This is a genomic window from Marinobacter sp. 1-3A, assembly GCF_016597775.1.
GTDB classification, from domain to species: Bacteria; Pseudomonadota; Gammaproteobacteria; order Pseudomonadales; family Oleiphilaceae; genus Marinobacter; species Marinobacter xiaoshiensis.
The window spans coordinates 293,699-317,712 of record NZ_VCGZ01000003.1 but is presented as its reverse complement, the minus strand read 5'-3'; the positions used below and the strand labels follow the sequence as shown (position 1 = coordinate 317,712).

The following is a 24,014-nucleotide window of genomic DNA, read 5'->3' as shown; positions in this document are numbered from 1 at the left end:
GCTCGGACGGCTGCCCAATGGAGTAAAAAATAGACTGACAATCAAAAACTACAACACCCCCCCAATAGACGAGCCGTATTATTGCTGATTTCGGTAAGTTATTCAGATCCCCCCTCTGGCCTAAACGTCGGTTCACCGTAAACTGACCTGCATCACTGGATAATGGTGAATAGATAGCTAGGCTTTTATGTGGTTGTTTTTGAACTGTCAGGGAAGGTGGTTGTTTGAGCCGTTTTGATCGCATTTATAAAACTCACGACATTGTCTGCAATTCTCCCAACACCCTGGCTTGCGAGCTATCTGGATTCTGTATGAATCCTGCTGAGCTCTGCGTTGGCTGTGGACAACTGCTGGTAAACGCTAATGGATGACCTGTCCCCCTCAGACCTGAAAGCAATTCTGCACTCCAAAAGGGCCAACTTGTACTATCTGGAATACTGCCGGGTAATGCAAAAAGATGGCCGTGTGCTTTATCTGACAGAAGCGGAAAAAGAGAACCTCTACTACAACATACCCATTGCCAATACCACGGTACTGCTATTGGGCAATGGTACTTTTATTACTCAGGCAGCCATGCGCATGTTGGCGCAGGCAGGCGTTCTTGTGGGTTTTTGCGGTGGCGGCGGGACACCGCTGTATATGGGTAACGAAGTCGAATGGTTAACCCCGCAAAGTGAATACCGGCCCACCGAGTACCTGCAAGGTTGGTTGGGATTCTGGTTCGATGATGGCCATCGCCTTAAAGCGGCGCAGCAATTTCAGCAGGCGCGAATCCGTTTTTTGCTGGAGGTTTGGCAGAAAGATCGCGAGCTCAAACTGGAAGGCTTTGGTGTACACGATGATCTGATCCAGAAAGCACTGGATACCTTCAACACACGCACAGATGCAGCAGAGAAACCCTCAGACCTTCTGCTCACCGAAGCGCAACTGACCAAAACACTCTACAAATATGCTGCTGAAGCAACAGGGCAGGGCGGTTTCACCCGGCAACACCAGTCTGTAGATAAGGCCAATAACTTTCTCAATCACGGCAACTATTTAGCTTATGGATTGGCAGCTTGCTGTTTGTGGGTGTTGGGTATCCCCCATGGTTTTGCCGTCATGCACGGTAAAACCCGCCGGGGTGCGTTGGTGTTTGATGTGGCCGACCTGATCAAAGACGCCCTGGTATTACCTTGGGCGTTTATCTGTGCCAAGGAAGGTGCAACGGAGCAGGATTTTCGTCAACAGGTATTACAAGCCTTCACCGATCACAAAGCGCTGGAATTCATGTTTGGCACCGTCAAAGCCATCGCCTTGCAGGCATCCACTCCCGAAGCGAATGAGGAGCCGGATTTATGATGGTGATCTTTGTCTCCCAATGTGAAAAGAAAGCGCTGCCCAGAACCCGGCGGGTACTGGATGCCTTCGCCAATCGCATTGGGGACAACACCTGGCAAACCCTGATTACTGAAGATGGTTTGCAAACAGTACAAAAGATGCTGCGCCACACTGCCAGTAAAAGCACCGCTGTAAGTTGTCACTGGATACGCTCACGGGCTCGCAGTCAGTTGCTATGGATTATTGGCAATCGGCGAAAATTTAACGCAGAAGGCATCGTGCCTGTAAACAGCACCGAACTGGATCTGCCTCTCAGTGACGCTGAACACAACTGGAAATACTTGCCACTGATTAAAGCCTTTGCCGGGCTTGCCGCCTTGCTCCACGACTGGGGCAAGGCAACCAAACTGTTTCAAGACAAGCTCAACCCACAGTCGAAAAATAAGTTTCAAGGCGACCCGCTGCGCCATGAGTGGATCTCCAGCTTGCTATTGATGGCACTGATCAAGTCTGGAAAAAATCCCGGTCAGGATGAAAGCTGGCTTGCGCCTTTACTGAGTCAGGCCATTAACGAGCAGCAGCTATTGGATGCGCTGCCAGCCTTGCATGGGAGCCGAAGGCCGCTAGCGGATATGCCTGACGCCGCCTGCCTGCTTCTCTGGCTGGTGCTGTCTCACCATCGCCTGCCCAAGGCTGAAAATAAAAGTGCATTTGGTGATGCGACCAACGACACACCGCAGCAACTACTGAAGCGAGTTACCCAGCAATGGGGCTATGAAAACAAATTTGATAAAATGGAGTTTGAAAAACGCTTACCGGACTGCTTTGTCTTTCCTGAAGGCTTGCTGTCTGCATCTTCACACTGGCTAAAAGAACTCAGTTTTCGCGCCCGCCAGTTGCAAGAGCATCTTTCACTTTATACCCAAGCCACCAAGGATGGCAGTTGGCGAACCATCGCCCATCATGCCCGCCTGTGCCTGATGCTGGGTGATCACTATTATTCCTCGCAGTCGCAAGACGCAAACTGGCCGGTTAGTGTCGGTTTGTTTGCGAACACCCACCCTGAAGGCCCTCAAAAGGGGCAATTTAAACAGCGGCTGGATGAGCACTTGGTGAAAGTGTCACAGGTGGCGGTGCGGGCCTGCAAAATACTGCCTCATTTTGAACGTGATACGCCGGTGGCAAAAGACATCGAGAAACTGAAACCGGCCAGAACGATGCCCCCGGAAATCAAAAAGCAGTTCGGTTGGCAGGATAAAGCTGTCACCGCCATAAAAAGCTACCGTGAAGAAAACGACGACAAGGTTAAAGGCTATTTCGTCGTCAACATGGCCAGTACCGGGCGGGGCAAAACTCTGGCCAATGCCAAAATCATGCAGGCCTTGTCGGAAGATCAGCAAAGCCTGCGCTTTATCCTCGCGCTGGGGTTGAGAACTCTCACCCTGCAAACCGGCGACGAGTATCGTGATCGCATCGGCCTGAGCGACGAAGAACTGGCTGTGCTGATCGGTTCCCGGGCAGTACTTGAACTGCACCGGGAGTCCAACACGTCAGTAGAGAAAGAAGATCAGCCACTGGAGACTGAAGATTCTGGCTCAGAGTCCGTTGAAGCATTGCTGGGCGAACATGAGCAAGTTGTTGGCTTTGCTGATGATGAGCGCTGGCAGAATCTATTGCCTGAAGAGGAACTGACCACGGTGCTGACTGGACAAAAAGAGCGCGCCTTGCTTTACGCCCCGGTTCTTGCATGCACCATTGACCACATCGTGGCTGCAACCGAAACCACCCGCGGTGGGCGCTTTATACTGCCCAGCCTGCGCCTGATGTCATCGGACTTGGTGATTGATGAGGTGGACGATTTCACTGGCAAAGACCTGGTGGCAATCGGGCGGCTCATCCACCTTGCAGGCATGTTGGGGCGCAAGGTGATGATCTCTTCCGCCACCATTTCGCCCGATCTTGCGCTTGGGTATTTTACTGCTTACCAAAAAGGTTGGGCCTTGTTTGCAGCCAGTCGCTACCAGAACAGTCAGGTAGCTTGTGGTTGGGCAGATGAATTTAAAACCCACCTTGCAACCGTCAGCCAAGGTGAAACCGCAATTGTTAGCTATCAGGCAGCCCACCAGGCGTTTGTAGAGAAGCGCATCGCAAAACTGCGCACCGAGTCGGTGAAACGCCGGGCCGCCATTGTTCCCTTACCAGCCCCGGTTGAAGGCCAGACCTTTAAGGCGGCTTTTTTCTCCGCTATCCAGAATGACATCATTAACCGCCATCACCAGCACCCTGAGCAAGATGCCATTTCAGGCCGCAACGTATCTTTCGGTGTTGTGCGCTGCGCCAACATTCTGCCCTGCGTCGAGTTAACGGAGTATCTGCTGGATGCAGAATGGCCTGAAGATATTGAAGTGCGGGTTATGGCCTACCACAGCCAGCAAGTATTACTGCTGCGCCACGCTCAGGAGCAGCACCTTGATCAGGTACTTAAGCGGAAAATCCCTGTCAACGAGCCCGGAGGTGCCTTTCAAAACCCCGTAATCCGTCAGCATCTGGACACAGGCACAAGTCGGGACTTGATATTTGTGCTGGTTGCTACGCCTGTGGAAGAGGTAGGCCGGGATCACGATTTTGATTGGGCGGTGGTTGAGCCTTCGTCATACCGGTCTATCGTTCAGCTTGCCGGGCGGGTGCGCCGTCACCGCAGTGCCGACCCCGACAACACGGTGCCCAATATGGGGCTGCTGCAATACAACCTTAAAGGCTATCGGGGAGATAAGAAGAATGTCTTCAGCAGGCCAGGTTATGAGCAAACAGGCGGCAAGCATGAAACTTGGCAGTTGTTTTCACGCAACTTGGTGGATTTGATTGATGAAAAAGCATTGATGCGAAGCGTAGATGCTGCGCCCCGCATTTTGAGAGACTCCAAGATCCAGTTGGCGGCATTGGAACACCATGCAATCGGTCGTACTTTGGGCTGCAACTATCTAAAAGAAGAAAAGATTCAAACGGATACACCGGCACAAAGCCCTAAAAACCTCTGGGGTTACACCGATGACTACTGGTGGATGACAGCCTTGCCGCAGCAGCTTAACCGGTTTCGAGACAGCGCCCGTGGCATCAGTCTTTATCGGGTGATCGATGAGAAAGGCAAAACCGCCTTCTGGGTCTATGATCGGCGCAGTGGCTGGGTACGAATTGAGCAAAGGTTTGGTATTCAACACCAGCCTCTCAGCTCGGAGCGCACCGCCAGGCTCTGGCTACAACGGGATTATGAGGCCTTGGTGGCGGAACAAAGCCAGCGCCGTTCGACCGATTTAACGAAAACTTCTCAGCAGTTGGGAGAAGTCACTTTAAGTTTTCACAATGATGGCGACCGCTACCGGTATAACGACCAGATCGGGTTAGTTAAGGAGGATTAAGGTAGCTGACCATGAGGCCAGCTACCGTGCTGCCTGCGTGGCAGTAAAGTAAATAAAAAACACATAGTTTTCTAAGCCGCCTGTTTGGCGGGTAAATAATGTTACCAGCCTGAACCTTGAACTCCCATAAATTCGGGGATTTTAATAAAAAACATATAGTGGTTGAGTTTCCTGTGAAGGGCACTTAACCTTGCTTCAAGTTAGAACAAAAAGGAACAGATCATGGTCGATGCAGCGATAGAAGGCTTTTTTGCCGAACGCAAAGAAGCTTGGCTAAAGAAAAACCTCACAACTGCAATGTTAGAGGTTGATGTGCGATCAAAGGAGCAGGAATGCGAGAGCATGTTTGCATTAAAGAATTGGCTACCTAATGCGGCGCACAGAATTGAAAGTCGTGCGTTAACGACGCACCCAAGCAAGTTTACCCACCCCAGCACTGGTGTTGGCAAGAAAAACCAAAAGAACGGAACATACGTCACTCCAGTGCTGTTTCAGGGCAAGCATGAAAAAGATGGGTTTCTCAAAACGGGCAACGTTGCATGCGATGTTATTGATTCTGTCGGGAATGCGGGAGAGTTGGATGTTGAGGAGTTCCTCATGCTCCGGATGTGCGACGGTTACCGTTTACTTGATCATATAGAGAAAGAGAGCGAGTTGGCCCAGAAACTGTTGTCAATTGAAGGACATTCGGTTTCAGAACTGAGAAGGCAGCTCCTAGTTATAAAAAAGACTTCTGAAGGCGTTGTGACTAACTCCAGAATCAAACAGATTTTCTTTCCAGTTTACGGGGAGGGCTATCATCAACTCTCATTGCTGACAAATTCAGCGTATGTATTTGAGCTGAGGAAGCGGATAGACGTAATTCGTTTTTCAGAGCAAGCCAAGCAGCAGCGCGACCTGAAGAGACAAAATAAGCACTCTGAGCTTGGCTTCAAAGAGATCTATAACATCACCACAATCGGGTTTGGTGGGACTAAACCCGCGAATATCAGTGTCTTGAACAACCAAAATGCGGGCAAAGCCCACTTGTTGTTATCCATGCCACCGGAGCTCTCCCCCAGAGCCACCCGGCTCCCGACACGCAACTTCTTTGGCGATACGCTTTATGCCAGGCAACTCCAGGAAACCTTTCAAGGCTTCCACCGCCTTTTAATTGCAGACCATAATAACATGCGCATCCGCGAAGGGCGCAACCACAGGATTCAGGAATATATTGACCAGGTTATTTTCAAAATGTGGCAGGTGCGTAAAGCGTTTGAGGCGCAGCCCCACAGCCGCCCCGAAAGCCTGCCCGGCTACCAGAAGATCTGGCTGTTCCCTGAGCATGAACCAGATCGAATGGAAGAGGGGCAGTGGCTGACAACATTGGTTGATGAAGTAGCACGACACTTCATCAACAGTTACGAAAAAGTGTTGGGCAAGGCCGCGATCCAGTTGGGCGATGACGAACTTGGTGCATTTAACCGCATCGTCGAACAAAGCAAGGAGGCACTACTATGAGCACCCGCCGTATTTTGGTGCTGCCCCACCTCAAAATTCATAACGCCAACGCACTTTCCAGCCCCTTTACCATTGGTTTTCCGGCCATGACTGCCTGGCTTGGCTTTGTTCACGCATTGGAGCGCAAACTAAAGGCAGGTGGTTATCCAACCCTCGGGCTATCCGCAACGGGCGTGATCAGCCATCAATGTGATCTGCAAACCTATCGAGGGCCCGGCGACTTCGTCCATTCAATCATTGGTACTGCAAACCCTCTGGACAAAGATGGCAAACGCTCAGCGTTTATTGAAGAAGCCCGGTGTCACCTGGATGTAAGCCTTCTGATTGAATGCCGTGCCCAAGAAGAGGATCTCGACCGAATTGAACAACCAGAATTCGCCGAGCAGCTAGAGCAACTGTTAATCACGATGAAAGTTGCAGGGGGCGACCTTCAGCACCTCAACCGGCCCAGATTCACAGTATTGGATGACAGCAACGAGAAAGAAGTCCGCAAGCTGCTGCTTGGTCTGATGCCCGGTTTTGCACTTGTTGAGCGGCGTGAGCTTATGCAGAACGCTATGGATCAAGGAGCAGACGCGCTGGATGCATTGCTCGAATACCTGACTGTGCATCACCAGTGCGAGCAGGATGAGGAAGGCAATGTTAGCTGGCATAGCCAGCGTAAAACAGGGCAGGAGGGCAGCAAGCCTGGATGGATAGTGCCTGTTGCCACCGGCTTTCAAGGCATCAGTCCCCTCGGGCAAGCAAAAAATCAGCGCGACCCGGATACGCCCCATCGCTTTGCCGAAAGCGTGGTTACCCTGGGTGAATTCCGAATGCTGCATAGAATTAGCGCGCTAGAGGACATTGTTTGGCAGTACCACACCGATCTGCCAAACAACCTGTACTTGTGCCAACAGACACAGCCAGAAACGTACAACGATGGTCGTTTCTAAATAAAGATAATATTAAAAAGGAGATACAACATGGCTAAAAATAACGATACCGCTTCGGTACTGGCCTTCGAGAAAAAACTGGTGCCATCAGACGGCTATTTTTACGGCACCCGCTGGGACAACAGATCTGAGGCAACGGCGCTGGAACTGCAGGAAAAGTCCGTTCGGGGCACCATCTCGAACCGCCTCAAGACAGCAGTAAAAAATGATCCGGCCAAGCTCAACGCAGAAGTCGAAAAGCCCAACCTACAAACAGTGGATGCCTGCGCTCTGGGAACCGATCAGGACACTCTAAAACACCAGTTTACGCTCAAGGTACTTGGCGGCGTGGAGCACCCTTCCGCCTGTAACAACGCACTGTTCAAACAAAGCTATTACCAGGCCGCACGTAATTATATTGAGCAGGAGGGCTTCAGGGAGCTTGGCCGGCGCTATGCCCAGAATATCGCCAACGCCCGTTTTTTGTGGCGTAACAGAGTGGGTGCCGAACAAATTGAAGTGCAGGTGAAAGTGCTGAACAAGAGTCAGGAGCAGCAGTGGACGTTTGATGCCCTGAATTACAGCATCCGAAGCTTTGATGATCAGGATGGCCAAGTGAATCAGTTAGGAGAAAAAATCGCTGCTGCCCTGGCTAGTGGTGACGCTGCCCTGATGTTGGAGATCACCACCTATTCACAGCTAGGTAAAGCTCAGGAAGTTTATCCATCTGAGGAACTGGTGCTGGATAAAGGCAAAAGCAAAAAGAGTAAAGTGCTCTACCAAGTGAAAGGCCATGCAGCCATGCACTCCCAGAAGATCGGTAATGCTCTGCGTTCCATCGACACCTGGTACCCTGCATATGACAGTGCGGAAGAAAGTGCTGGTGCCATTGCTATAGAGCCTTACGGAGCAGTTACCAATTTAGGTAAAGCCTACCGCACACCAAAAGATAAGCAGGACTTTTATACGCACTTCGACGCCTGGGCCCGGGGCGGTGAGCTGAACACTAACGACCAGCACTATGTAATGGCGGTTTTGGTAAGGGGTGGTGTTTTCGGCGAAAGCGACAAATAAGGAGAGCCCCATGCAGGTTTATCAGGAGATTACCCTGCTGCCAGAGGCCGATATATCGCTCGGCTTTCTCTGGCAGAAGCTCTACCAGCAGATACACATTGCGTTAGTGGAGCATAAAGTGGCGGACAACCAGAGCCACGTGGCAGTTGGGTTCCCGGGGTACGGCGCTAAAGGCTTTCCGTTAGGCCGTAAACTGCGCCTGTTCGCCCCCGAAAGAGTACAGCTGGAACGTCTTAATATAGAAAGCTACCTGAGCAGGTTGAGCGATTATGCACACCTGAAATCGATTCAGCCTGTTCCGGAAACCACGGTTTACGCCAGCTTTATGCGCTACCACGCTAAAGGGGCGGCACGCATAGAAAAAGACCATCAGGAGAAAGCCCGACGGTGGATGCTCAAGTCCGGTAAACCCTTGGAAGATTGCTTGGCCGAACTGGATAAAACACGCCCGGAGCCAGCTTCTGGGCTTCCTTTTCTGTGGATTGAGAGCCAGGAAACGAAAAAACGTGAGGGAGGCCAGGCACAAAAGTTTCCTATGTTTATTAAAAAAAGCGAACAGTCTGAAGTTCATAAGGGACTTCTAACCTGTTATGGGTTGAGTCATCCCGGCAAGCCAGTAGCTTTACCTGTCTTTTAAGGAAATACCTAAAAATCAGCTCTTTAAAAAAATATCTTTAATTCAATGGGATACATGAAGGCGGTTTGGAAGGGGTAAAGTTGCTTTTTTCTGTTAACTGCTTGATGTGACCTATTTTTTTATTCGGATGCTACTGTTCGCCGCCATGCAGGCGGCTTAGAAAATACTCCGGGTCTACTGCCGTTGTTTCATCAAGTTCGCCGCCATGCAGGCGGCTTAGAAAAGATTGAGGGCGACAGCAGCCTGACGATTGGCGTTCGCCGCCATGCAGGCGGCTTAGAAAATTACAAGACAGCGCTTTCTGTGGAGTGAGATGTTCGCCGCCATGCAGGCGGCTTAGAAAATTTCGCCATGCTTCCGACACAACCGGGCCACGTTCGCCGCCATGCAGGCGGCTTAGAAAGTACAAGTCCTGTTCCAGCCCGTGCCCATCAAGTTCGCCGCCATGCAGGCGGCTTAGAAACGCTTCGCTTCGCCCATGTCCCGAACCGGCATGTTCGCCGCCATGCAGGCGGCTTAGAAATATAGGCTCAATATGTTGCTCGTTATGTATTTGTTCGCCGCCATGCAGGCGGCTTAGAAAAAACACCGACATTGCCGCGCTTGTGCCTGCGAGTTCGCCGCCATGCAGGCGGCTTAGAAATGGATGATTTGCCGCACTCTTTCAAACGTCCGGTTCGCCGCCATGCAGGCGGCTTAGAAAATTGTTTGCGCGGCCCGCACGACCGCTTTTTGGTTCGCCGCCATGCAGGCGGCTTAGAAATCTCCGGTGCAATCGTCACCCATCGGGCACCTGTTCGCCGCCATGCAGGCGGCTTAGAAAATTTGGCGCGACCGTCGATTACGCTATGGCAGGTTCGCCGCCATGCAGGCGGCTTAGAAATTGTCCGGCTGCTTAACGATGCCCAGCGTGGAGTTCGCCGCCATGCAGGCGGCTTAGAAATTGGTTCTGCCTCGGTAAAAGCGGTCATACGCGTTCGCCGCCATGCAGGCGGCTTAGAAAGGCTTCTTTGCGTTTGTCGTGTTTATGATCTGGTTCGCCGCCATGCAGGCGGCTTAGAAATCTTTGGCGGAGAACATGCGATTGCCAGCCTCGTTCGCCGCCATGCAGGCGGCTTAGAAAAGGCCGCACGTTGTATCTGGATCGGGCAATAAGTTCGCCGCCATGCAGGCGGCTTAGAAAAACCGGGCGTTGTTCTGGTCCATCCGCGCTTGGTTCGCCGCCATGCAGGCGGCTTAGAAACAACACCAAACAACGGGGCGTGGAGCCAGCAAGTTCGCCGCCATGCAGGCGGCTTAGAAACGATTGAAGCGGCAAAGAGTGAGCCAGGCGCAGTTCGCCGCCATGCAGGCGGCTTAGAAACATCGAAGGAGTAGCCGCGAAAGCACTGCCGGGTTCGCCGCCATGCAGGCGGCTTAGAAAAGATTGCCAGATCGATAAAGGATCACCTGGACGTTCGCCGCCATGCAGGCGGCTTAGAAATTTCGAGAGCTGCATACCTGACGGCATTTACAGTTCGCCGCCATGCAGGCGGCTTAGAAATTCTATTGAGCCCTCTAGAATGATGCCCCCTTGTTCGCCGCCATGCAGGCGGCTTAGAAACACAGGTGTTTGCAGTTTTCCTCTGTGCCATCGTTCGCCGCCATGCAGGCGGCTTAGAAACCGTTGCTCAGTGATACTATTTCTGCGTCATCGTTCGCCGCCATGCAGGCGGCTTAGAAATTTCTGCAAGTCTTTCTGCGCATACTGCAAAGGTTCGCCGCCATGCAGGCGGCTTAGAAACAGATGGCGCCCAAAACCTGGATCGCAAAAATGTTCGCCGCCATGCAGGCGGCTTAGAAAAAGTTTACGGTCGATCACATCGCCACCACTACGTTCGCCGCCATGCAGGCGGCTTAGAAAGAATTGCTGGCTTTTAAGTTGGGCGATCTTTAGTTCGCCGCCATGCAGGCGGCTTAGAAACGCCCACCTAGCGCCGGAGTGCCGGAGTGGGTGTTCGCCGCCATGCAGGCGGCTTAGAAAAGTTGGGCGGGCGATGCAGCCTTCTCTCCGGCGTTCGCCGCCATGCAGGCGGCTTAGAAAAGCCCCGGAATCAGGACGGAAGCCGGGGCATCGTTCGCCGCCATGCAGGCGGCTTAGAAAGATCCCAATACCGTTCCAGCCAACCACGCCCCGTTCGCCGCCATGCAGGCGGCTTAGAAACTAATAGATGGCCTGCGCCGATCTGTGGAAGCGTTCGCCGCCATGCAGGCGGCTTAGAAAGATGGTAGGCCGCTGCCAATCAACCAACTGGAGTTCGCCGCCATGCAGGCGGCTTAGAAAGATGGTAGGCCGCTGCCAATCAACCAACTGGAGTTCGCCGCCATGCAGGCGGCTTAGAAATTGCTGCGCTCGGGCTTGCTCTTCGATAGCCTGTTCGCCGCCATGCAGGCGGCTTAGAAACTGCCAGCCGACCCAGGGCACGAAGCCCCCCGGTTCGCCGCCATGCAGGCGGCTTAGAAATTACAGTGGGAAGCGTTTTTTTGGATTAACCAGTTCGCCGCCATGCAGGCGGCTTAGAAAAGGTGCGACCGCTCGGCAGGTCAAAGAGGGTGGTTCGCCGCCATGCAGGCGGCTTAGAAATTTGTAGCGACCGAAAAGACTTGCAGCTTTGAGTTCGCCGCCATGCAGGCGGCTTAGAAACGGAACTCTTCTAGTGTAGTGGCATAGTGAATCTGGCCACCTGACTTTGAGTGTATGATCACTCACACAGAAAGTCAGGTGCAGACGATGACGAAGAATAGAAGATACAGCCCGGAATTCCGCTTGGAAGCCGCCCAGCTTGTGGTAGACCAGGGTTACACCCTGAAGGCAGCCTGTGAGGCAATGGGTGTCGGTAAATCCACGATGGAGTACTGGGTGGGCCGACTCCGAGCGGAGCGATCCGGCAAGGCTCCACAGAAAGGTGAGGCGCTGACCCCGGAGCAGCGTGAGATTCAGGAACTGAAGCGCAAGCTGCGGCGGGTGGAGGAAGAGAAGGAGATATTAAAAAAGGCTACCTCTCTCTTGATGTCGGACTCCCTCAGCAATTCTCGATAATCGAGCGACTTGAAGAGAGCCATGCGGTGCAGCATCTGTGTCAGGTGTTTGGGGTGCATCGCAGTAGCTACCGGGCCTGGCGCAGCCGGGACAGCAGGCCCTGCGAAACGGAACAGGAACTGCTGGATCAGATTGTCGAAGCGCACGAGGCCAGTAACGGTTCGGCTGGCGCTCGTAGTATTGCCCAAATGGTTACGCAGGCCGGAATGCCGCTGAGCCGTTACCGTGCCAGCAGACGGATGAAGCAGTTGGGATTGGCGAGCACGCAACCGCCAAGTCACGCTTACAAGAAAGCGGATCAGCCGCACCTGGATATCCCGAACCTTCTGGATCGGGAGTTCGATGTGAAGGAGCCCAATCAGGTTTGGACAAGCGATATTACCTATATCTGGACAGGTGCACACTGGGCTTATCTGGCGGTGGTCATCGATTTGTTCTCTCGTAAACCGGTAGGCTGGGCAATGTCTTTATCGCCCAATACGGAGCTGGTAAAAAATGCTTTGACGATTGCCTACGAATCACGCGGAGAGCCGTCGGAAGTCATGTTTCATTCGGATCAGGGCTGCCAGTACACCAGCCTGGGTTTCCGACAGTTGCTCTGGCAGTACCAGATGAAACAGAGCCTCAGTCGCCGGGGAAATTGCTGGGATACGCCCCAACAGAGCGCTTCTTCAGGAGCCTGAAAACAGAGTGGGTGCCGGAAACCGGGTATCCGTGTTTTGCCTCGGCGAAGCAGTCAATAATGGACTACATGATCGGTTATTACAGCGCCCTTCGCCCGCATAAGCATAACGAAGGACTGCCGCCGAATGTGGCTGAGCAGGCCTACTGGAAAGCTCAAAAGACGGTGGCCTAAAACACTTGACCACTACAAAACGCTTGATCGCCGGCCTTGTGGCCGAAAGTGTCGTTAAGTACTTTGAATCCGTCAATGTCGACAAACAGCAGTGCGACGGTCTCTCCATTTCTCCTGGGATTGGCGATCATGGAGGAGCTTAGCTTTTTGAACAGCCTCATATTGGCGAGCCCTGTCAGCTCGTCATAAATGGACTCTTCATAGAAGATATCTTTTTGCTCATGCACCAACCCAATGAGCACTGTAGCGATGATCGACATGGCGAAGATCAACTAAACTTCCAGCATCCCGTAATAGGAGTAGCCAAATAAAACATAAAAGGAAAGCGTGAACAGGTTGCCGATAAACGCACACATCAACCCAATACCTAGCCCCCACTTTACGGAGGTCCAGATGATGGGGACCAGGATCAGGTAATAGTAGCTTGAGTAGTTTTCACTGTACTTGCCCAGAAACACTACGAAGAAAGAAAGCGAGATAATGATAAGAAACGCAGTTAGTTTGTCAGGCTTCAGAATCACATCGGTAATGGTCAGTTTTAAGCGCTTCCAGCCGTTGGATTTAACGTATAGGTAGAAGGTGAAAATCGGAAGTGCGGTCAAGGCGCCAGTCAGATTGCCGACAAAAAACAAAGGGACTTGATCCCGCCAGCGTGTACTCAAGGTGCTGTCTGTGTCAATTGCGACCATGACAAAAACCGCAGACGCTAGAAGTGCCGTTGCGATGATTATTAACATTAGGGTGTAGTAAAAGGTAGCGCTCAGTTTTTTCTTTTCGGGATTCAGCTTTGCCAGAATCAACCCCGCTGTGCCGTAAATGAAAAACATTCTCACGTCAGGGATCAGCATTTCGAGGTTGTAGTTGAAAACATCACGCTGTGGCAGGCCGCCAACGAGTATGGCAAAAAAGAATACGGGCAGGTACTTGGCTCCAAAAAGATAAATCAAAAGCATTGCAAACCCGGAGGGCGGGTAAAAGATGCTAACACCTTCGGCTACCTCAAAGAGATAGACTACCTGATTCAGAAGCCAAAACGACAGTACAAAAAATAGCGCATTCCGGAGGAACTGCCTTTGCCCTGTCATCCTGCTGGTAAGGTCTGTTCTCTCCGATGAAACAAACATGCTAGCTCCGCGTAGCGCTGTGTTCTAAATACTTTCCCTGCTGCGTAAGCGCAGCCGAAAAACATGCGAAGACGTGGCTTCAAGTTCTTTGAGAAGCATAAATGAATCCAGAGTCGAACGGTACGCCAAAGACTGATTTTTCATTCCGCCCTTCTTGATGAATGTGGTGGGAGTTCACCCAATGTGGCTCAGGGATGGGTGGAATGGTACCCAGTTTTCAAGGCGCTTAAGTGCAGTAGTTTTGCGGGCGTCTGTTTTGTATGTGTTTCTTTTAAATGGCCCACTATTTGCTATCTTCAATAAGTTATCGCAGCCCTACCGGGCTCCGTCGAGCACCCAACAAATAAAATGAATCAGGGAGCAGTCTCTATGAAGAACCAAGCCATTATCGCGGCGGCATTCGCCTCTACTCTTGTTGTTGCCAGTCCCGTTGTTGCCCAGGATCGGGCCGGTTGGCCGGATAACTTTACTGTGGGTACGGCCAGTCAGGGCGGCACCTATTTCGCCTATGGTTCTGGCTGGGCTAACTTTGTTGCAGAGAGCCTGGGCGTTTCCGGGGGCGCCGAAATCACTGGCGGGCCTATGCAGAACATGGCTCTGGTGCACACTGGTGATCTCAAGTTCGGCCTTACTACGATGGGCCCGGCTCGTGAATCCATGGAGGGCAACAGCCCGCTGGCGCCCGGCATGAAGATGGACAACGTATGCGCCATGTTCCCCATGTACGAGACGCCTTTTTCGGTAACGGCGCTGAGCAGTTCCGGAATCAAGTCCATTTCTGATATCCCCGACGGTGCCACCATCGGTTTCGGCCCCGCTGGCTCAACCTCCGATACTTATTTCCCACGCATGATGGAAACCCTGGGGGTGAACTTCAAACGCCGTAATGGCAGTTGGTCGGATCTTGGTGGCCAGCTTCAGGATGGTCTGATTGATGTTGTTGCCTTTGCTGCAGGTATTCCTATTCCGGCTGTTAGTCAGTTGGAGGTTCAAACCAATGTAAACATTATTGGAATGACCGATGCAGAAGCCAAGAAGGTGACGGACAACTTCCCGGTATCTGAATTCATTATTCCGGCAAGCACTTATCAGTCTCTGAATGAGCCCTCGCGTGTGGTTTCCATGTGGAACTTTGCCATGGTGAATTGCGATGTTCCGGAAAGCTTTGTGTATGAGATTACCAAGCTGACCATGGAGCAGAACGAGCGGATGGTTTCTATCCACAAGGCAGCTCGTAATTCGATTCCCGAGAACTACAACAAGAACAACGTATTGCCTTGGCATTCCGGTGCAGCTCGTTGGTTCAACGAGAACGGTTACACCATCGAAGCCAGCAAGATCAAATAACGCTGTTGTTTTGAATGGCTGAATGAAAGGGGGCCGCAAGGCCCCTGAATAATAGCCGGCAGATTGCCGGCTCCGATTTGCCTTCAGGCAGGACACCCGATGACACTTGAACGACACCCCAAAGACTTTTCTGACATAGAGGTGGGCGAAGACCACGTGCTTGCCCATGATGTGGACAAGGAGCCTGTAGAGGCAAATCGCAGGCTGTTTGAAGGCGGCATGCTGAAGTTTGTGACATTGCTCGCGATTGCCTATTCCTCTTTCCATCTCTATTCGCTGAATATTGCGCCTTTGGAAACCTGGTCGTTCCGGATTGTGCATATTGCCGGTGCGCTTGTTATCGGGTTTGTTTTGTTCGCCGGTGCCCGTTTTGTTTCAGCCGAAGAGGGCTCTGCGCGCCACCGTTGGACAACGTGGATCAGCGCGGTAGCGCTAGTCCCTGCATTTTACGTGCTATACCAGACTTATTCGTTCTGGCAGATGGTTCAGAACGGCGCCATGCGAATTCCCGTTGACCTGGAAACCTGGCATTTTGGCTGGCCTTTATTGGCGGTAACGGGCGTAGGTATTGTGCTGAGTTGGTTCCATCAGCGTGAACGTTCGCGCTTTAGTTTGCCGGATCTGGTGCTGTGTGTGTGTTCAATTGCTGTCGCAGCATACTTTCTTGTGGCTTATAACAGCTCCATGCGCATGTCTACGGGCACCTCCTTTGCTCCGGTGGGCATATCCTTTGCCGCTGTGGCAGGCACGGCGTTGATTATGGAGCTGACTCGCCGGGTTGCCGGCCTGGCCCTGGTGATTATCGGGCTGGTGTTTCTTGTATATGTGTTTGCCGGGCCATACCTGCCGGGCTTTTTGGGCTATCCAGGGCTGTCTGTTCAGCGTTTCTTTAGCCAGGTATATACCGATGCCGGTATTCTTGGGCCCACCACCGCTGTGTCGTCTACCTACATTATTCTGTTCATTATTTTTGCCGCGTTTTTGCAGTCGTCCAAAGTGGGTGATTACTTTGTAAACTTTGCGTTTGCAGCCGCCGGGCGCTCGCGGGGTGGTCCTGCCAAGGTGTCTATTTTTGCCTCTGGCCTTATGGGTATGATCAACGGTACCAGTGCAGGTAACGTGGTATCCACAGGATCACTGACGATTCCGTTGATGAAGAAGGTGGGTTACAGCAAAAAATCGGCAGGCGCTGTGGAAGCCGCTGCATCTACCGGTGGCCAGATCATGCCACCGATTATGGGGGCAGGTGCCTTCATCATGGCCGAGATTACCGGTATCCCTTATACCGAAATCGCCATTGCCGCCATTATTCCCGCAATACTCTACTTCGCCTCTGTGTACTTTATGGTGGATTTTGAAGCCGCTAAAACCGGTATGCGTGGTATGCGGGAAGATGAGCTGCCAAAGCTGCGCACCATGGTGAAGCAGTGCTACCTGTTCTTGCCCATTATTATTCTCATAGTGGCCCTGTTTATGGGCTACTCTGTCATTCGTGCCGGTACTCTGGCGATGGTTTCTGCGGCCGTAGTCAGTTGGTTCTCGCCTAACAAAATGGGCATTCGGCAGATATTGCACGCACTGGAAACCGCTTCCTACATGGCCATACAGATCATTGTGGTGTGTGCCGCAGCGGGCGTTATTGTGGGTGTTATTTCCCTGACCGGTGTCGGTGCACGCTTTTCGGTATTGCTGCTCGATGTGGCGGAGGCAAGCCAGTTGCTGGCGCTGATTTTTGCCATGTTTATTTCCATTCTTCTGGGCATGGGAATGCCTACAACAGCGGCTTATGCAGTCGCTGCCTCAGTGGTTGCGCCAGGCCTTGTACAGCTGGGTATTGAGCCGCTGACGGCGCACTTCTTCGTGTTCTACTTTGCGGTGGTTTCGGCCATTACTCCGCCGGTTGCATTGGCGTCTTATGCGGCGGCAGGTATCTCTGGTGCCAATGCAATGGAAACCTCTGTGGCTTCTTTCAGAATTGGTATTGCAGCATTTATCGTGCCCTTCATGTTCTTCTACAACGGCGCGCTGTTGATGGAGGCAGGCTGGTTCGATATTGCACGGGCACTGGTTACAGCACTCTTTGGTGTGTATCTGCTTTCTGGAGGTGTGCTGGGCTGGTTCGGCAATGTCACTGCATCCTGGATCGTCCGTATATTGCTGATCGGTGCCGCCCTGATGATGATTGAAGGGGGATTGGTGTCCGATCTGGTGGGCGTTGCCCTTGCGGCGGCGGCGTTTTTGATGCAGCGCCAGCGCAAAGGTCGTCTCGCTGCTGCCTGAGTTTGCCTCATCGCCCGGCCTTTGTTCCTCAGGGGGGCGGGCGATACTCTGGCGGCCTCTAACGGTGTGGCGGGAGCCGGAATATGTCCTACCGGATAGGCGCATTTGTTGTATTTGTGATCACCCTTGCTGTGTCCTGGATGTTGGGCGGTTGGGCTGGTTACCAGCAGGTTGAGCGGGATAGCCTGGAAGAGTCGTTCCGCTACCGTCAACTTGTGGGTAATGAGCTTAACCGCTACCTGCCTATTCCGGAGTTGATGGCCGAGCATCCTTTGCTTGCGGCAGCCCTGAGCGCACCAGGCAATCCTGCCGTTGTTCATCAGGCCAATGAAGAAATGCAGCGTATGGCGACCATCGTTGGCAGCTCGGATGTGTACTTGATGGACACAACCGGGCTGACAATTGCTGCCAATAACTACCAGCAGGCCGGCAGTTTTGTTGGTCGCAATTTCAGTTTTCGCCCCTATTTCTATGAAGCTATAACATCCGGCAGGTCTGCCATCTATTTCGCACTGGGTTCCACCTCTCGGGTTCGGGGGCTGTATTTTTCTCATCCGGTGCGTGCTGAGCAAGGCCAGTTACTGGGTGTGGTGGTCGTGAAAGTTTTGGTACATGAGCTGGAATCCCAATGGCACAGGCCGGCTTCTGTGCGTGAGGCCGAAATGGTGGTGCTGGATGAAGCCGGTGTCAGTTTCCTGGCCAGTAAGCCGGAGTGGTTGTATCGCGACTTTACTGGCAGTGCTGAACAAGCACCTGGTGAGGCATCTCGCCAACGCTACCCGGATCGGGATCTCAGGCCTGTATCTCTGCAGTATCTGGGTAAGCCTTTCGGCTTGTCCGGGGCATCCGAGACCTTGCGCATTCGGGAAGATGGCCGTGCCCATGAATACCTGAGCGTTACAACACCGCTGCCGAGGCTGGACTGGACGTTGCGGGTAATGGTCAGTACGCGTTCGGTAGTATGGACCCGTCTCGGGTTCGTGCTGGGTGGCATAGCTATCTATTTTGGTGTTCTGCTGGCATGGCTGTATTTACGTGAGCGCTATCGTCGTGAGGCGGAATTGGCGCTGAGAGGGGAGCAGTTGGAGCTTAGCGTTGCCGAGCGAACGGCCGACCTGGAGCAATCCAATCGCAAACTCATGGACGAAATTCGAGAGCGTGAGCGCACCCAGAGTGAATTACGGGAAACCCAGCAGGAGCTGATTCAGGCCGCCAAGCTGGCGGTGTTGGGCCAGATGTCGGCTGGGCTTAATCACGAAATGAGCCAGCCACTTACTGCAATCCAGACTTATGCCAGAAACAGCCGACGGTTTCTGGAAAAAGGTGCCGCCGATATGGTGGATGAGAACCTTAGTGAAATTGTGCTTCTGTGCGACAAAATGGCCGAGTTGACCCGCCAGTTCAAGGTATTTGCCCGCAAATCTGAAGGGCCACCAACCATTGTGGATTTTCGCTTGTCTGTGGATGCCTCCCTGAAGATTATCGTGGCGCAGAAAAGCAGTGTGGGTATTGATATCCGGTGGAATCGCCCTGAGCAGCCTGTGCTATGTCACGGCGACCTGATCCGGATTGAGCAGGTTATGGTTAACTTGCTCGCCAATGCGGTTCAGGCTGTTGAAAGCCAGGGGCAGCCAGTTATTACAATTGATGTTGAGGAGCAGGGAGAGTGCTGGCGCTGCCTTGTGCGGGATAACGGAACCGGGCTGCCAGCAAATACCGAACAGATTTTTGAACCCTTCTTTACTACCAAGTCTGTTAAACAGGGGCTTGGGCTGGGATTGTCAATATCAAGGCAAATTGCGGATGCTTTGGGTGGCCGGCTTACGGGGCGCAATCGTAGCGACGCGCCGGGAGCGGAGTTTGAATTTACACTGCAAAAACGGGAGGCAACGGAATGACAGAACCCTCGGTAATTTTTGTTGATGATGATCCGCACATACGGAAATCAATTGCCCAAACGCTGACTCTGGAAGACTTGCCTGTGCAATGTTTTGAAAGCGCCGAGGCAGGGCTTGAGGCCGTTACGCCGGATTACAGTGGTGTAGTGTTGTGCGATTACAACATGCCGGGAATGGATGGGCTGGAGATGCTAAGCGCCGTCCAGGCACTGGATAAAGCCATTCCGGTGATTATTCTGACCGGTCAGGGTGACATCAGCACGGCAGTTTCCGCCATGCAGCAAGGCGCCTACGATTTTATAGAAAAGCCCTTCAATCACGATGAACTGATTGAGCTTCTTCGGCACGCTCTGGAGAAACGCAATCTTGCGCTGGAAAACCGTCGGCTCAAGGCCCAGTTGCGCCATCTGGCCCGGCCAGGCCCCAGAATCCTTGGTGACACGCCAAGCATGCAAAAAGTGATGGATACCATCACGCCGATTCTCGATATTTCTGCCAACACCCTGCTGTTTGGCGAGACAGGTTCCGGTAAGGATGCCCTGGCTCGCTATATTCACGAGAACAGCCCGCGGGGCGCTCATAACTTTGTCGCGATCAACTGCGGAGCCGTGCCGGAAAACCTCATTGAAAGCGAGTTGTTCGGGCACGAGGCAGGCGCCTTTACCGGCGCAGACAAACGCCGCATAGGTAAGATCGAACACGCACATCGGGGCACTCTGTTTCTGGATGAAGTGGAAAGTATGCCCATGCCACTGCAGATCAAGCTGCTGCGTGTACTTGAAGAACAGAAGGTGGAGCGCTTGGGCAGCAATCAGGTGCAGGAGGTGGATGTGCGCATTATTGCCGCCACCAAAGCGGACCTGAAGGCGCTCAGTGATGAAGGGAGTTTTCGTGCCGACCTATACTATCGGTTGAACGTGGTGAAGGTGGATATTCCGCCCTTGCGGGAGCGCAAAGAAGATATTCCCATGCTGTTTCATCACTTTGTTCTGATTGCCGCAGCCCGTTACGACCGGGAGAGTATTCCTCTGGATGCGAGCCAGGCTGCGCGGCTTATGCATCACAGCTGGCCGGGAAATGTCCGTGAATTGCGTAACCTTGCCGAGCGGTATGTGCTGCTGGGTCCGGCGGCACTTGATGATAGTGAACCAGCGGCCAAGGCGGATGTGAGCGGGCGACGTACCCTGACAGAAATGATGGACAGCTTTGAGCATTCAGTGCTGACCAGTGCCTTGAATGCTTGTCAGGGGAGCATTAAAGACACCATGGTGCAGTTGGGAGTAGCCCGCAAAACCCTCTACGACAAAATGAAGAAGCACGGTCTGGACAAGGCGCAGTTTAAAGATTGAGCCCGGCGGCTGATACGCAGGCGCACGAATATTTACATGGGGGATACAAACTACGCAGTACCCTCAATGATAATTTTGATGGTTATTCTGTAGCATTCTGCCACCTTTAATAACGGGTTGAGTCTTCCGCCCATTCCTCCCAGCAGACACAAGACTTATTAGTTATGAAAAATCTGACCATTCAGACACGGGTGCTTTTATTGGCGCTTGTACCAGTGATTGTGCTCACAGCATTCCTGACGACTTACAATCTTAAACAGGCCCAAGGCATAGGCGATGAAGCGGTTGCGGGCTTTTCCGCGGATATGGAGGCAAGCAAGCGCCAAGAGCTTAAGAACTATATTGAGCTTGCCCGCACCTCGATAGCTCACCTTTATAAGCAGCCTGGCTCTGCCAATGACCCTGAAATTAAGGAGCAAGCCTGGAATATTCTGCGCCAGCTCAGGTTTGATGACTCCGGCAGCCCGGGCTACATGTTTGCCTACGACACCAGCGGTGTAAGTGTCATGCATGGCGTAAAGCCAGCCCTGGAAGGCAAGAACCTATGGGGCTTTAAAGACCCCACCGGAAAATTTCTGATTCGTGAGCTCGTTCAGGTGGCTCGTAACGGAGGAGGCTATGTCCCCTACGAGTGGGAAAACGAGAGCACCGGGCAGGTAGCCCCAAAACTGGGTTACGCCGAAATGATACCTGAGTGGAATATCATGATTGGCACGGGGTTTTGGATAGATGGTCTGGAGGCGCAGGTGGCTACAATGGACAGCAATGTTGCTAATGCATTGAGCAATGCGGTTGTCGGCTCAATAACAACCTCCGTGATTGCGCTGGCGGTTATCGTTTTGCTGGCATTGATTGTTGTGCGCAGTATTATCCGGCCGCTGAAAACTGCAGTATCTGCAATGAACGACATCGCCAGCGGTGATGGAGATCTGACCCGCAGATTGGATGCAGGCAGCAAGGATGAGTTGGGGCAGTTGGCGACGGCATTCAATAGCTTTGCAGACCAGGTGCATGGTTTGGTTGAGCAGGTTCTCACTTCTACCCGCACCCTGAATGAGGCCTCTACAGAGTTGAGCGAAATAATGGATGAGGCTGAGCAAGGTGTGGAGCGCCAAAAATCCGAGAGTGACCAAGTGGCAACGGCCATGAATGAGATGACCGCGGCAGCTCAGGAAGTGGCGAATAATGCCAGTGAGGCCTCTGATGCAGCAGATCGCGCCAATGTTCAGGTATCTGATGCGCAGGGTTTGGTGCATGAGACCATTGAGGTGATCGGCGGCTTGTCTGAACAGGTTGAACAGGGCGTGAGTGTTATTGAGAAGCTCGGCTCAGACTCCCGCCAGATCGACTCGGTTCTGGAGGTGATCCGGGAGATCGCTGATCAGACTAACCTGCTTGCCCTGAATGCGGCTATCGAGGCTGCCCGGGCCGGGGAAGCGGGTCGAGGATTCGCGGTTGTGGCAGATGAAGTGCGGACGCTAGCGAGCAGGACTCAAAAGAGTACGCAGGAAATCCAGGAAACCATTGAACGGCTGCAATCCGGTGCAGGCAACGCAGTGAAGCTGATCGGCTCGATCAGTGAGCGAAGCGAGGCCACGGTTGCAGAGACGCGCAAGGTGAATGGTGCTCTGCAAAAGATTAATCAGGCAGTCAGTACTATTAATGATATGAACACCCAAATTGCCAGCGCCGCTGAAGAACAGACCAGTGTTTCCGAGACCATTAACCAGAATGTTCATGAGATTGTTGCAATCTCAGAGCAGACCGCTCAGGGGACGCATCGGGCAGGCATGGCTGCTCAGCGGCTAAAGGCTCTGGCCACTGATATGTCTGAACAGGTCAGTCGTTACCGGGTGTAAGTAATGAGGAGCCGACAACCGGGGTCATAAGACTGGCAAAGCGAGTGAGCGCCTCAAGCCCACTAACATCGTCTTCCATTAATGGCAGGCGCTTCTGTGGCAGATTCTTCAGCAAATCGTCGATTTCCTGCAGATGGCGGCTTTGGCGTTCAACACGGGCCTGCCAAAAGGGACTGTTTGCGGTATCCGGCATGATGCGGTTCACGATCACCCCGGCAACCGGGATGTTGGCACTGGCTAGTGCCTCTATGGCTCTGCCAGTTTCAAGAATAGGTAGCTTCTCCGGGGTCATCACGAACACGAATGCTGTGTGGTTGGTATCGTTAAGGCGGCGGCGAGTGCGTTGAAACAGCCGCTGGCGGCGTAGCAAGGTTTCGGTTAATTCCTGGCCTCGCTGGTCCATGCCTTCAACCGGGTTTTCCTCCGGGCTTTTCAGCGGGTTGTCGACACTGCGCCCTGGTGTGAGGTGCGCCAGCGCCTTGCCCAGTTTTTCAGATCGTTTGTTGTGCTTCAGTAGTCCGTCGGTCCAGGCAGCCATGATTTCCGGCAGGGTCAGCAGCCGCAAGGTATGGCCCGTGGGTGCTGTGTCGAAGATCAACAGATCGTAGTTGTTTTCGCTGTCTTCTATCAGCGTGGCCATGCGCTCCAGTATGGCCGCTTCCTGGGCGCCCGGGGATTGTGCCCCCAGCCTCAGTTGTCGCTGCAGTTCATTGATCTGGTCCGGGCCGGCAAACCGCCGCATCTGCTGCATAACCCTGTCCATGTAAGCTTCAGCTTCTGTATCCGGGTCCAGTTCCAGGGCATCCAGGTTGGGCGCCATGCGCGTTACCTGGCCTCCAATGGCCCGGTCAAAAGCATCTGCAAGGCTGTGGGCCGGGTCTGTGGAGATCAATAATACCCGACGCCCCTGATTAGCCGCAGCAACTGCAATAGCGGAGGCCGTGGTGGTTTTGCCTACCCCGCCTTTGCCACCCACCATGATAAGTTTGCGGCTGGTAATAAGTTCCAGAATATTCAGGTTGTGAGCTTGCGGCATTTTTTCCTCAACAGCAGCGGAAGTTGTCGAGCGGTGAGCGCTCCATGCCCATACGGGTATGCCAGTCGTGGAACCGCTCGAGCATGAGTGGTTGCAGCTCCATGCAGTACCAGCCTGCGGGATTGGGGATGCCCATCATTTCACTGAACACCAGTAGCATGAAGAGGTCGTCTTCGTCCCGCCGGGCGCGGGCAATGGCCGCTCTGTAGGGTGCGTTGTAGTACTCGGCGCCAGCTTGACTGGCTTTTTGGTAAAGATATTTCAAACGGGACAGTGTCTTTTTCATCAACGACTCCCGGGATATGAAACTGGCCAGGCCAGGCCT

The 24,014-nt window shown here is 52.9% G+C and carries 15 protein-coding genes, 1 pseudogene and 1 CRISPR repeat array; of the genes and pseudogenes, 12 read left to right on the top strand and 4 right to left on the bottom strand.

Annotated elements, in window-relative coordinates:
• The first annotated feature begins 363 nt into the window (after positions 1 to 363).
• The 7 genes and pseudogenes from cas1f (at position 364) to FE848_RS06550 (ending at position 12,796) form a co-directional block, all read left to right on the top strand.
• Positions 364 to 1,341, top strand: coding sequence for a type I-F CRISPR-associated endonuclease Cas1f (gene cas1f / locus FE848_RS06580; protein ID WP_200201991.1), 978 nt, complete (start codon positions 364 to 366; stop codon positions 1,339 to 1,341).
• On the top strand, positions 1,338 to 4,736 hold the full coding sequence (gene cas3f / locus FE848_RS06575) for a type I-F CRISPR-associated helicase Cas3f (RefSeq protein ID WP_200201989.1): 3,399 nt from the start codon (positions 1,338 to 1,340) through the stop codon (positions 4,734 to 4,736). The genes cas1f and cas3f overlap by 4 nt, the downstream gene beginning before the upstream one ends.
• A gap of 222 nt (positions 4,737 to 4,958) precedes the next feature.
• Positions 4,959 to 6,236: a type I-F CRISPR-associated protein Csy1 gene (locus FE848_RS06570; protein WP_200201987.1), complete on the top strand. Its 1,278-nt coding sequence runs from the start codon at positions 4,959 to 4,961 to the stop codon at positions 6,234 to 6,236.
• Positions 6,233 to 7,171, top strand: a complete 939-nt coding sequence (gene csy2 / locus FE848_RS06565; RefSeq protein ID WP_200201985.1) for a type I-F CRISPR-associated protein Csy2 — start codon at positions 6,233 to 6,235, stop codon at positions 7,169 to 7,171. Before FE848_RS06570 ends, csy2 begins: the two co-directional genes overlap by 4 nt.
• A 30-nt stretch (positions 7,172 to 7,201) precedes the next feature.
• Positions 7,202 to 8,224, top strand: a complete 1,023-nt coding sequence (gene csy3, locus FE848_RS06560) for a type I-F CRISPR-associated protein Csy3 (RefSeq protein WP_200201983.1) — start codon at positions 7,202 to 7,204, stop codon at positions 8,222 to 8,224.
• Positions 8,225 to 8,234: 10 nt separating this feature from the next.
• Positions 8,235 to 8,861 carry a type I-F CRISPR-associated endoribonuclease Cas6/Csy4 gene (gene cas6f, locus FE848_RS06555; protein ID WP_200201980.1) on the top strand — a complete coding sequence of 209 codons (627 nt, stop codon included), beginning with the start codon at positions 8,235 to 8,237 and terminating at the stop codon, positions 8,859 to 8,861.
• 135 nt (positions 8,862 to 8,996) lie between these two features.
• Positions 8,997 to 11,544: a CRISPR direct-repeat array (repeat unit 28 nt; unit sequence GTTCGCCGCCATGCAGGCGGCTTAGAAA).
• Positions 11,545 to 11,631: 87 nt separating this feature from the next.
• A pseudogene (locus FE848_RS06550) lies at positions 11,632 to 12,796 on the top strand (IS3 family transposase).
• Here the strand turns inward: FE848_RS06550 and FE848_RS06545 are convergent.
• Positions 12,793 to 13,068, bottom strand: coding sequence for a GGDEF domain-containing protein (locus tag FE848_RS06545; protein ID WP_200201979.1), 276 nt, complete (start codon positions 13,066 to 13,068; stop codon positions 12,793 to 12,795). The pseudogene FE848_RS06550 and the gene FE848_RS06545 sit on opposite strands and share 4 nt — an antisense overlap.
• Positions 13,069 to 13,920 (bottom strand): MASE1 domain-containing protein, encoded by an 852-nt coding sequence (locus FE848_RS06540; protein WP_200201977.1) that lies wholly within the window; start codon positions 13,918 to 13,920, stop codon positions 13,069 to 13,071. It abuts the gene before it with no gap.
• Between the two features lie 369 nt (positions 13,921 to 14,289).
• Between FE848_RS06540 and FE848_RS06535 the strand changes: the two genes are divergently transcribed.
• The 5 genes from FE848_RS06535 (at position 14,290) to FE848_RS06515 (ending at position 22,653) form a co-directional block, all read left to right on the top strand.
• Positions 14,290 to 15,267, top strand: a complete 978-nt coding sequence (locus tag FE848_RS06535; RefSeq protein ID WP_200201970.1) for a TAXI family TRAP transporter solute-binding subunit — start codon at positions 14,290 to 14,292, stop codon at positions 15,265 to 15,267.
• Positions 15,268 to 15,366: 99 nt separating this feature from the next.
• The gene (locus tag FE848_RS06530; protein WP_200201960.1) at positions 15,367 to 17,547 is read left to right on the top strand and encodes a TRAP transporter permease; all 2,181 of its coding nucleotides are present in this window, start codon (positions 15,367 to 15,369) and stop codon (positions 17,545 to 17,547) included.
• Positions 17,548 to 17,630: 83 nt separating this feature from the next.
• Positions 17,631 to 19,445, top strand: coding sequence for an ATP-binding protein (locus FE848_RS06525; protein ID WP_200201955.1), 1,815 nt, complete (start codon positions 17,631 to 17,633; stop codon positions 19,443 to 19,445).
• Positions 19,442 to 20,794: a sigma-54-dependent transcriptional regulator gene (locus FE848_RS06520; protein WP_200201953.1), complete on the top strand. Its 1,353-nt coding sequence runs from the start codon at positions 19,442 to 19,444 to the stop codon at positions 20,792 to 20,794. The genes FE848_RS06525 and FE848_RS06520 overlap by 4 nt, the downstream gene beginning before the upstream one ends.
• A 164-nt stretch (positions 20,795 to 20,958) precedes the next feature.
• Positions 20,959 to 22,653: a methyl-accepting chemotaxis protein gene (locus FE848_RS06515; RefSeq protein ID WP_200201950.1), complete on the top strand. Its 1,695-nt coding sequence runs from the start codon at positions 20,959 to 20,961 to the stop codon at positions 22,651 to 22,653.
• Here FE848_RS06515 and FE848_RS06510 read toward each other — a convergent pair.
• Entirely contained in the window at positions 22,634 to 23,689 is a 1,056-nt protein-coding gene (locus FE848_RS06510) for an ArsA family ATPase (protein WP_200201949.1), read from the bottom strand. The genes FE848_RS06515 and FE848_RS06510 overlap by 20 nt on opposite strands.
• A 7-nt stretch (positions 23,690 to 23,696) precedes the next feature.
• Positions 23,697 to 23,975 (bottom strand): cory-CC-star protein, encoded by a 279-nt coding sequence (locus tag FE848_RS06505; protein ID WP_200201948.1) that lies wholly within the window; start codon positions 23,973 to 23,975, stop codon positions 23,697 to 23,699.
• Positions 23,976 to 24,014: the final 39 nt, after the last annotated feature.